This is a genomic window from Arsukibacterium perlucidum DSM 18276 (genome assembly GCF_000382165.1).
Taxonomy (GTDB): Bacteria; Pseudomonadota; Gammaproteobacteria; order Enterobacterales; family Alteromonadaceae; genus Alishewanella; species Alishewanella perlucidum.
On record NZ_KB907782.1, the window covers coordinates 1 to 1,096 of the forward strand.

Sequence of the window (1,096 nt, forward strand, 5' to 3'; positions counted from 1 at the left end):
AACAACAGATACTGACTAAAGTAAGTTCAAGCACATAGCAGAGTATTTTCAGGAGGGCATTTCAGGATATTTTAGAAGAACAGGCGCCCAGCTTGAGACTATAAAATCTTCTGTGTAAGTGGCTGTTTATCATAACGATACACGGTCACCGTACATGATCATAAACTGTGTCATAGCAGGCTTCCAATCTCGCAGTGGCATTGTCCACTTTTTAGCAATCTGGTGTAAAGCCAGATACAACAACTTCAGCACTGCATCATCATTCGGGAATGACCTTCTGGTCTTGGTGACCTGACGCAGGCTGGCATTGAGAGATTCGATGGCGTTGGTGGTATAAATGACCTTGCGTATCTCCGGTGGGTAGTCGAAGAACACGCTCAGTCGTGTCCAGTTGTCGCGCCAGGATTTGCTGATGCCTGGATGCTGGTTATCCCACGTTTGGGCGAACTGCTCCAGTGCCTGCTCTGCTTGCTGCAAGGTAGCTGCGCCATAGATAGTTTTAAGGTGTGCTGCGACGGCTTTACGCTCTTTCCAGCTGACGAAGCGCAGGCTGTTGCGGATTTGATGCACGATGCACAGTTGTACCTGTGTTTTCGGGTAAACCGCTTCTATCGCATCCGGGAAGCCTTTGAGGCCATCAACGCAGGCGATAAAGATATCTTCCACACCGCGGTTTTTCAACTCGTTCATCACGGACAGCCAGAACTTAGCACCTTCGGTTTGAGCTATCCATAAGCCCAGCAGCTCTTTCTCGCCATCGGTGTTCACGCCCAGCGCCAGATAAACAGATTTGTTCTGGATGCTACCAGAATCGCGGCTACGCACAACCAGGCAGTCCAGATAGACTATCGGGTATACCGGCGCTAATGGCCGCTGCTGCCAGGCTTTAACCTCGTCCAGTACGGCATTGGTGACCTGAGAGATAAACGTCGGCGAGACTTCAACGCCATAGGCTTCTTCAAAATGGGCCTGAATATCGCGGGTAGACATACCTCTGGCATACAGCGAGACAATACGCTCATCAAAGCCACCGAGCTGTTTCTCACCTTTCTTGATGAGTTTATGTAAACATCCCATTCTTAGTGGCAGCCTAAAT

The 1,096-nt window shown here is 49.5% G+C and carries 1 protein-coding gene; it reads right to left on the reverse strand.

Translation table 11 applies throughout. From position 1 onward, the window contains the following. Positions 1-129 precede the first annotated feature (129 nt). Positions 130-1,096 (reverse strand): IS256 family transposase (locus H141_RS0119635; RefSeq protein WP_051090428.1); only part of this gene is annotated, 967 nt, incomplete at its 5' end.